The following is a 7,855-nucleotide window of genomic DNA, read 5'->3' on the forward strand; positions in this document are numbered from 1 at the left end:
GAACGAGCCATACCTCATTCTACAACCCAACCGCTTAACTATTAACGAGACACACCACTAGGAATTCCCATTCGGGGGAGACGGCGGTGCCCTGGGCCTGAAGCGGGGTGTCCTCAGGCAGGCTGAATTCTAAGCAGTAGTAAACCGGGTCGGCGGCGTCAGCGGCAAGGGGGTGGGAGACGGTAATGTTCTCGGTCAGCCCTATGGGGCGGTCCTCAGCACCGCCCACGATGACCATCCCGCTGCTGAAGCTGGCGGGTGTGCATTCCGGGCTGCTGGTCACCGCCACCCGGTACTGAGCCCAATGGCCCAGACGCTGTTCGGCGGGAGTGTCCTCAGGCTCTGCGCCCAGCTGCGGCGGGGCCCCTTCCCTGCCCAATAGTTCAGGTCCCGGCTAGGTGTTCTGCAGAGCCTGCCAGGCGTCGCTGACCATCTGGGTGATGCTGCGAGTGGGACGCCAGCCGAGCTCCCTGGCAGCACGGTCCCCAGAAGCCACCAGCACAGCAGGATCGCCAGGCCGGCGGGGATGCTCCACAGCGGGCACTTCAGAGCCGGAGACCTCGCGCACAGCGTCGAGAATCTCCCGGACCGTGGTGCCGGTGCCGGTGCCGAGATTATAGATCGCGTGCTCGCCAGACTGTGCGGCCTCCAAAGCGCGCAGGTGAGCCTCGGCGAGATCCACCACATGGATGTAGTCCCGGATCGCAGTCCCATCCCGGGTGGGGTAATCGGTGCCGAAAATCTTCGCCTCAGGGGACTCACCGGCCGCAACCTTCAGCAGGTTGGGGATCAGGTGAGTCTCCGGATCGTGGCGCTCCCGGAGCGCCCCGGAAGCTCCAGCCACGTTGAAGTAGCGCAGGCTCACGGCGGCCAAGCCGTGCGCTGCCGCCTCTGCGGTCAGCATGTGGTCAATGGCCAGTTTGGAGGCCCCGTAGGGGTTGGTGGGACTGGTGGGGGTGTCCTCCGTGATCTGCTCCACCCCGGGTTCGCCGTAGACCGCCGCGGTGGAGGAGAACACGAACCGCTTTACCCCGGCAGTGCGTACCGCGTCCAGCAGCTGCAGTGAAGCAACAATATTGCCGTGCCAGTAGCGCTCGGGGTGCTCCACCGACTCACCCACCAAGGATTTGGCCGCCAGGTGCACCACACCGTCAAAGCTGGGATCCAGCACGGTTCCGGCCTCACTGATCTCACCGAAGTGCCAAACACAACCGGGAAGATCCAGGCCGGCGTGACCGGTGGTGAGGTTGTCCAGGACTTCCACGGTATGCCCCTCAGCCAGCAGCTGCTGGACCACCACGGATCCGATATAGCCGGCACCGCCGGTCACCAGTAATTTCATTCTCTGTTCGCTTTCTCCGGGATCGGTTACTTGATGAGACTGCGCAGGTCAGAAATGGCGGCGTCGGGATCATCGGCGGCATAGACCGCGGAGCCGGCCACAAAGGTGTCGGCTCCGGCCTCAGCTGCCCGGAGGATGGTATCGGCGTTGATGCCGCCATCCACCTGAACCGCGATCCGGCCGCCCAGGTCATCGGAGGCCTTCCGAGCTGCGGCGATCTTGGGCAGCATCTGGTCCATGAAGCTCTGCCCGCCGAAGCCCGGCTCCACAGTCATGATCAGCAGCATGTCCAACTCGGCCAGCAGCCCCAGATGCGGCTCCAAGGCAGTGCCTGGCTTCACCGCCATGGCGGACTTCGCCCCGTGGGAACGCAGGTCCCGGGCCACCTGGGCCGGTTTGGCCGCAGCCTCCACGTGGAAGGTCACTGACTCGGCACCTGCCTGGGCGTACTGGGGAGCCCAGCGGTCGGCGTCGCTGATCATCAGATGAATATCCAGCGGCAGGGCGGTGACCTTCCGGATGGACTCCACCACCGGCAGTCCGATGGTCAGGTTGGGCACAAAATGGTTGTCCATCACATCCACATGCACTGCATCTGCCGAAGGGATGCGGGCCAGCTCATCGGCCAGATTGGCGAAGTCAGCGCTGAGAATGCTCGGGTGAATGGCGGTCATAGTGCCCCTTCTAGGACTCTGCTTTTCTCATGAGTGCAAAGAACATGGCATCGGTGCCGTGGATATGCGGCCAGAGCTGCACGGTCTTGGCCGCGACCTCCGATGACCCGGCCGGCCTGCTGCCCAGGAGTTCTTGCCCGGCGGGCAGGGCGACATCGGTCATGACCTCATGGGCGTCCAACAGCTCTAGATCACTGTGCCGCCTCAGCGCATCCTCCACCTGGACCAGAGTCTCGGCCACATGTGGCGAGCAGGTCACATAGGCCAGCAGCCCGTCCTCGGCGAGAACGCCCACGGCTGCATCCAGCAGCTGCTCCTGCAGCACTGTGAGCTCCGCTAAATCACTGAGCTGCCGGCGCCAGCGGGACTCAGGACGGCGCCGCAGCGCGCCCAGCCCGGTACAGGGGGCATCCACGATGATCCGATCAAACTGGGTGCCCAGCTCACCGATAGTGCGGCCATCGCCGGTGCGTACACTCCAGGCCTCCGCAGGGACCGGGGCCAGCGCCTTCTGCACCAGTTCCGCCCGGTGTGCGGCGGGCTCATTGGCTGTGAGGTGCACCCCGTACTCTGCGGCTAGGGCGCCTAGCAGTGCGGCCTTGCCGCCGGGGCCGGCGCAGAGGTCCAGCCAGCGCTCGCCGGGGGAGACCGCCGGCTCCGCCAGGGCCCGGGCCACCCACTGCGACCCGATGTCCTGCACCCGCAGCGCGCCCTCGCGCACCCCGGCCAGCCGGCCGATATCGCCGCCGCGGAAAACGGCGGCCCCGTCGATCAGCTCTGAGGGCCGGGCACCAGCTTGGAGGGCCTGCTCCAAGGACTCGGCGCCACTGGGCTGCAGCTGCCCGGGCAGGCCCACCAGGTGCACCTCGGGGGCCAGGTTATCCGCCTGAAGCAGCTGCTCGAGGTCCTCCCCGCGGCCATGGAGCTTCAAGGATTGGCGCAGGGCGCGGACCACCCAGGCCGGGTGCGCATAGCGCAGCGCCAGAGCATCGAGCTCACCGACCTCCGCGGTCAGCTGGGCCACCCACTCATCCAGGCTCTTCTCGCCCACCCGGCGCAGCACGGCGTTGACCAGCCCAGAGGGGCCGGTGCCCACCTGGTCGCGGACCAGGCCCACTGTCTCATTGACCGCGGCGTGATCATCCACCCGCATCGCCAGCAGCTGATGTGCGCCCAGCCGCAGTGCGTTGAGCACCGGCGGGTCCAGCTGGTCCAATTCCCGGTCCACGTTCTGGGCCAGAATCGCATCATAGGTGCCCTGGGCGCGCAGTGCGCCATAGGTCAGCTCCGTGGCGAAGGCGGCGTCGCGCTTATCCAGCTTGGCCCGGCGGATCTCATGGGGCAGCACCAGGTTGGCGTAGGCATCATCCAGGGCCACTGCGCGCAGCACCCGGAAGGCCACCAGCCGGGCCGGATCCGCCCGGCGGCTGCGCTGGGAGGGGGCGGACTGGCTGAACTTCCGAGGTCCGCGGTTCTCCCCGTGACCACCGCGGTTGCGCTGGCGCCCCTGGGTATTCCGCCGGTCCGGGTGGCGGTTGCTGCCACGTTCGCCGCGGCCGGGCTGCTGGCTCATCTGGTGCCTCCCAGCTGCACAGCCGATGCCTGAGCACGGCCCTGCTGGCCGTGCAACCAGGCAGCGGCATCCATCATCTGCTTACCCGCCGGCTGCACCCGGGTCAGCGCGGCTCCCTTACCGTCGCCGGTGGTCATGACCACCACCTGCTCTCCGGAGTGCCGATCAGAGGGCAGCAGCTGGACAGTGCCGGGCTCGCCACCGGGCTTGCCGTGGAAGACCCGGGCCACGCCCAGTTTGATCCGGGCATCGCCGTTGAGCGTCCAGGCCCCCGGTTCCGGGATAGTCGCGTTGATCCGGCTGACCACCTGCTCGGCCGGCTGGGCGGGATCAATATAGGCATCCTCACGGGTGAGCTTAGGGGCCAGGCTCGGCCGGCCGGACTGCGGCACCGGCTGGGAGGTGCCTTCCAGCAGGTTGGGAATCAGCTCCTGCAGCATCCGGGACCCCAGGGAGGTCAGATCCTCCAGGACGTCACCGGCTGAGGCCAGCTCCGGGATCTCATAGGTGCGGGCGGCGTGGATGGGACCGGTGTCCATCCCCTTCTCCAGCTGGAAGACCGTGGCAGCAGTCCGAGGCTCACCGTTGAGCAGAGCATGCTGGACCGGTGCGGCCCCGCGGTATTTGGGCAGATCAGAGTAATGCAGATTCACCCAGCCCCGCGGTGGGATGTCCAACGCGGCCTGCGGCAGCAGCGCTCCATAGGCGACCACCACCCCCAGATCCGGCTTCAGGGCAGCCAGGGTGGTGCGGACGTCGTCGTCGATCTTTGTCGCCTTGATCAGCGGCAGTCCGGCATCCTGTGCCACCTGCGCCACGGGGGAGGGGGTGAGGTTGCGGCGGCGGCCCACCGGGGCATCGGGGCGGGTGAGGACCCCTGCGATGCTGGCGGACACATTGCCGTTGGCGATGGCGGTGATCAGATCGAGCAGCACATCGGCGGCGATCTGCGGGGTGCCGGCAAAGACGATGCGGCTCATACGGCGGCTCCGTTCCGCAGGGCGCGGAAGGCCTGCTTCTTGTGTTCTCCGGTCAGCCGGTCCAGGAACAGCTTGCCGTCCAGGTGGTCGAGTTCGTGCTGGAAGCAGGCTGCCAGCAATCCAGTGGCCGCCAGGTGCAGCGGGCTGCCGTCCGGGCTGAGCCCGGTGAGTGTGGCCTCAGGGTACCGGGGCGCGGGTCCGTAGATCTGCCCGGGCACTGAGAGGCAGCCCTCACGCAGCACAGCATCCGGCTCCTCGTCCCGAGGCCGGGGGACGAACCCGGGTTCGCCGGCCAGTTCCAGCTGCGGGTTGATCACCGCCCCGCGGCTGCCCTCCACATCCCAGGTGAAGATCCGCAGCGAGATACCCACCTGAGGTGCGGCGATCCCGATGCCCCCGGCGTTCTCGTTGGTCTCATACATATCCTGGACCAGCTTGCGGATGCGCTCATCGATCTGCGGGACCTCTGTGGCGGGGGTGCGCAGGACCGGGTCGCCGATCTGCCGGATTTCGAGAACGGGCATCGTTGGCTCGTTTCACCTCTCATTGCTTGGCTGTGGATCTATATTGGGCACTGATCGTTATTGGGCACTGATTGTTATTGCACTGAGCCGGGACGCCGGCTGGGTCTTTTCCTTATTCTGTCATCCCCGCGGGGGCGGGCCGCGGTGGAGGGCCGATCGGGCGCAGGACCCGGCCCTGCTCGGCGACAGTACGCGAATGCTCCCAGACCTGGCGCAGCGCCCAGAACTTGCGCCAATGGGCGCGCAGACAGGAGGGATCGGCCTGCACCGGCACCACCTCAGCCTCCGAGATCGCCACTGCCAGCAGCAGCGGCTCCACCCCGTCATCGCCCCGATGCGGCCAGGGCTGCCAGGTGCCTGAGGCGGCGTCGACCAGCTGCTCCTCAGCGCGCATCCCCGCCACCAGCTGCATCACCACTGAATCGCGCACCGGCTTGGCCCGCCCGTCACGGCCGACGCCCTTGGTCTTGAAGTCCAGGATGCAGATCCGGCCACCGATCTCAGCCACCAGGTCCAGAGTCCCGGCATAGCCCACCGTCTGATTCCACACGGTGACCTCTGCGGCCAGCGGCCGCACCCCGTAGAGCTCCCACCACTGGTCAAACCGGTCAGCGAAGCGGGACTCACCGTACTCTGCCAAGGTGGCCCGGGCGGCGTCGTACTGGTTCTGCTGCCCCAGGGCGGCCAGGGCCACCTGCTCGGCGTAGTGGTGCACCCGGTCTCCGCGGGCTGCCGCAGCATCCCGGAACCGCTCCGCAGCCGAACTGGCCTGCCGTGCCAGATTGCGAAGCTCACCGGGGGAGCCCACCGCACCGTTGAGCCGGGTGTCATTGATCAGCTCAGTGGCCGCCATATGCCCCGCCCAGCCGGTCATATCCTGGGCCTCCTGCGCGATCACAGTGGTGATCGAAGGCACCTCAGGCGGGGCGGACAAAGAACGCGAGTACATCCTCCCGAACTCAGTGGCATGGGCAAGCTGCGGATTAGTCATAGTGAGACAGTCTCCCATGGGCCCCGGAGCTGGTGGTGGCGGGTGCTGGTGGCTGTGCGGGTGCGGGGGTTGGTGCCGGTTCGGGGGTTTGCTCGGGCGGGGTGATGTGCGAGTACGGGGGCTGGTGCGGGGGCGTGGTTGGAGTTGGTGCCGGGGCTGATTCGGGTGGGGTGTTGGTGCGGGTGGGGGCGGTTGTTGTTGCGGGTGGGGGTGCCGGACCTGATCCGACATTCGGCATGTCCGGGGGTCAGAGTAACGTGGATCACATGAAAGACGACCAGGGTATACCGCAGCCGAAGCTGCCGGAGCGGATGAGCCATTTGGCTTATGTTCCGGAGCTCGCTGAAGCGTGGGAGCATGCGGTGAAGTCCCGGCGGCAGAACGCCCTGCAGCTCAGCCGGCTGCTGGCCTACCGGGGGCGGTGCCGGGCCGAGGCTGACGGGGGCGATCTGTATTCTCGTTCGGCCGCTGACCAGGCTGCGGTGCGTGATGCTGCAGTGGTGCTCGGACTCAGTGAGCGCACTGCCACAAGGGTGCTGAATCAGGCCCAGTATGTCCGTGAGAGCCTGCCGCGGGTATGGGAGCGCTTCTGCGCCGGGGTGGTATGTATGGCCCGACTGCGCCGAATCGCCGATGGCACCGGAGCCGTGGCAAACCAGCCGGAGCTGCTGGAGATCCTGGATGCTGAGCTGGCGGAGATGGCCGGGGAGCAGAACCCCACCGAGCTGAAGCATTGGCTGGCTCGGCGTATCTCACAGCTTGATGCCGAGCTCTACGAGCAGTCGGCCGCAGCCGCCAAGCAGGACCGGTATGTGCGCATTGAGCATCTGGACTGCGGGTTGAGCTTTGTGGAAGCGCTGATCCCGACCGCTGAGGCGGTCTCGATCCAACGGCGGCTGCGGGCAGCAGCCAGCGCCATGCACCGGCCCCAGCCGAAAGACACCGAGCAGGACTACCAGCCTGCCAGCACCGGTCAGGAGGCCCCCGGAGCTGGTGCCCCAGAGGATGCCCTCACTGACGCCGATGACCGCACACTGGCCCAGCGAGAGGCCGACCTCTTCAGCGCCTGGCTGCGCGATGGTCGGAACTACGCTGCGCCGGTCTCCGCCAAGATCTGCGTGATGGTCCCGGAACCCACGCTGCGCGGGCAGTCCGATGAACCCGCGATGGGAGCTGACCGCTCCTGGATGCTGCCAGCCTCGGAGATCCGCAAACTTGCTGCAGATCCGAATGCTGAACACCAGTGGTACACCGCGGTGACCAGGAAGAAGCCCAGGCAGGCTGACCACCAGATTCTCAGCATCGTCTCCAACGGCAGGTTCGTCCCGCCCCGGCTCAGGGATGCGCTGATCTTCCGGGACGGTGTCTGCCAGCACCCCGGATGCACTGTCCCGGCCGAACGCTCAGACTTTGACCACAAGGTTCCCTACGAGCGGGATGGTCCCACCAGTGCGGAGAATCTCTGGGCGCTGTGCCGCCGGCACCACAACATGAAATCCCACGGCTACCTTCTACCCCCGCCACCGTCGACACCATGGCCGCCGCCCAGCCGATCCGGCTCCTCCCCACCGGGGCGCGGCGGGACCTACCGGACTGCCGCCTGATCAGTCGGCCGGGGGAGGCCCCCGCGCCTCGATTGGACCATCCTCCCCGGAGTGGGTTAGAGTGTCATGTCGTCGAACCGCCGCATGAGGCAGTTCAAGACACTGCGGATGTAGCTCAGCTGGCTAGAGCATCACCTTGCCATGGTGAGGGTCGCGAGTTCGAATCT

8 protein-coding genes are annotated in these 7,855 nt (G+C 66.9%); 1 reads left to right on the plus strand and 7 read right to left on the minus strand.

Features of this window, described 5'->3' with window-relative positions; translation table 11 throughout:
- Positions 1–34 precede the first annotated feature (34 nt).
- From GNZ21_RS12405 to GNZ21_RS12435, 7 genes are all read right to left on the minus strand, one after another.
- Positions 35–379: a hypothetical protein gene (locus GNZ21_RS12405; protein WP_157324829.1), complete on the minus strand. Its 345-nt coding sequence runs from the start codon at positions 377–379 to the stop codon at positions 35–37.
- Between the two features lie 15 nt (positions 380–394).
- Positions 395–1,342, minus strand: coding sequence for a UDP-glucose 4-epimerase GalE (gene galE / locus GNZ21_RS12410; RefSeq protein WP_157324831.1), 948 nt, complete (start codon positions 1,340–1,342; stop codon positions 395–397).
- Positions 1,343–1,368: 26 nt separating this feature from the next.
- Complete coding sequence (gene rpe, locus GNZ21_RS12415; protein WP_157324833.1) at positions 1,369–2,016, minus strand: ribulose-phosphate 3-epimerase; 648 nt, start codon at positions 2,014–2,016, stop codon at positions 1,369–1,371.
- Positions 2,017–2,026: 10 nt separating this feature from the next.
- Positions 2,027–3,589, minus strand: coding sequence for an RsmB/NOP family class I SAM-dependent RNA methyltransferase (locus GNZ21_RS12420; protein ID WP_157324836.1), 1,563 nt, complete (start codon positions 3,587–3,589; stop codon positions 2,027–2,029).
- On the minus strand, positions 3,586–4,569 hold the full coding sequence (gene fmt, locus GNZ21_RS12425; protein WP_157324837.1) for a methionyl-tRNA formyltransferase: 984 nt from the start codon (positions 4,567–4,569) through the stop codon (positions 3,586–3,588). The genes GNZ21_RS12420 and fmt overlap by 4 nt, the downstream gene beginning before the upstream one ends.
- The gene (gene def / locus GNZ21_RS12430) at positions 4,566–5,093 is read right to left on the minus strand and encodes a peptide deformylase (protein WP_157324838.1); all 528 of its coding nucleotides are present in this window, start codon (positions 5,091–5,093) and stop codon (positions 4,566–4,568) included. Before def ends, fmt begins: the two co-directional genes overlap by 4 nt.
- Positions 5,094–5,205: 112 nt before the next feature.
- Complete coding sequence (locus tag GNZ21_RS12435) at positions 5,206–6,084, minus strand: cytochrome (protein ID WP_157324839.1); 879 nt, start codon at positions 6,082–6,084, stop codon at positions 5,206–5,208.
- A gap of 266 nt (positions 6,085–6,350) precedes the next feature.
- Between GNZ21_RS12435 and GNZ21_RS12440 the strand changes: the two genes are divergently transcribed.
- Positions 6,351–7,688 (plus strand): HNH endonuclease signature motif containing protein, encoded by a 1,338-nt coding sequence (locus GNZ21_RS12440; protein WP_188503702.1) that lies wholly within the window; start codon positions 6,351–6,353, stop codon positions 7,686–7,688.
- The last annotated feature ends 167 nt before the right edge of the window (positions 7,689–7,855 follow it).

The sequence above is a fragment of the Nesterenkonia alkaliphila genome (assembly GCF_009758175.1).
GTDB lineage: Bacteria > Actinomycetota > Actinomycetes > Actinomycetales > Micrococcaceae > Nesterenkonia > Nesterenkonia alkaliphila.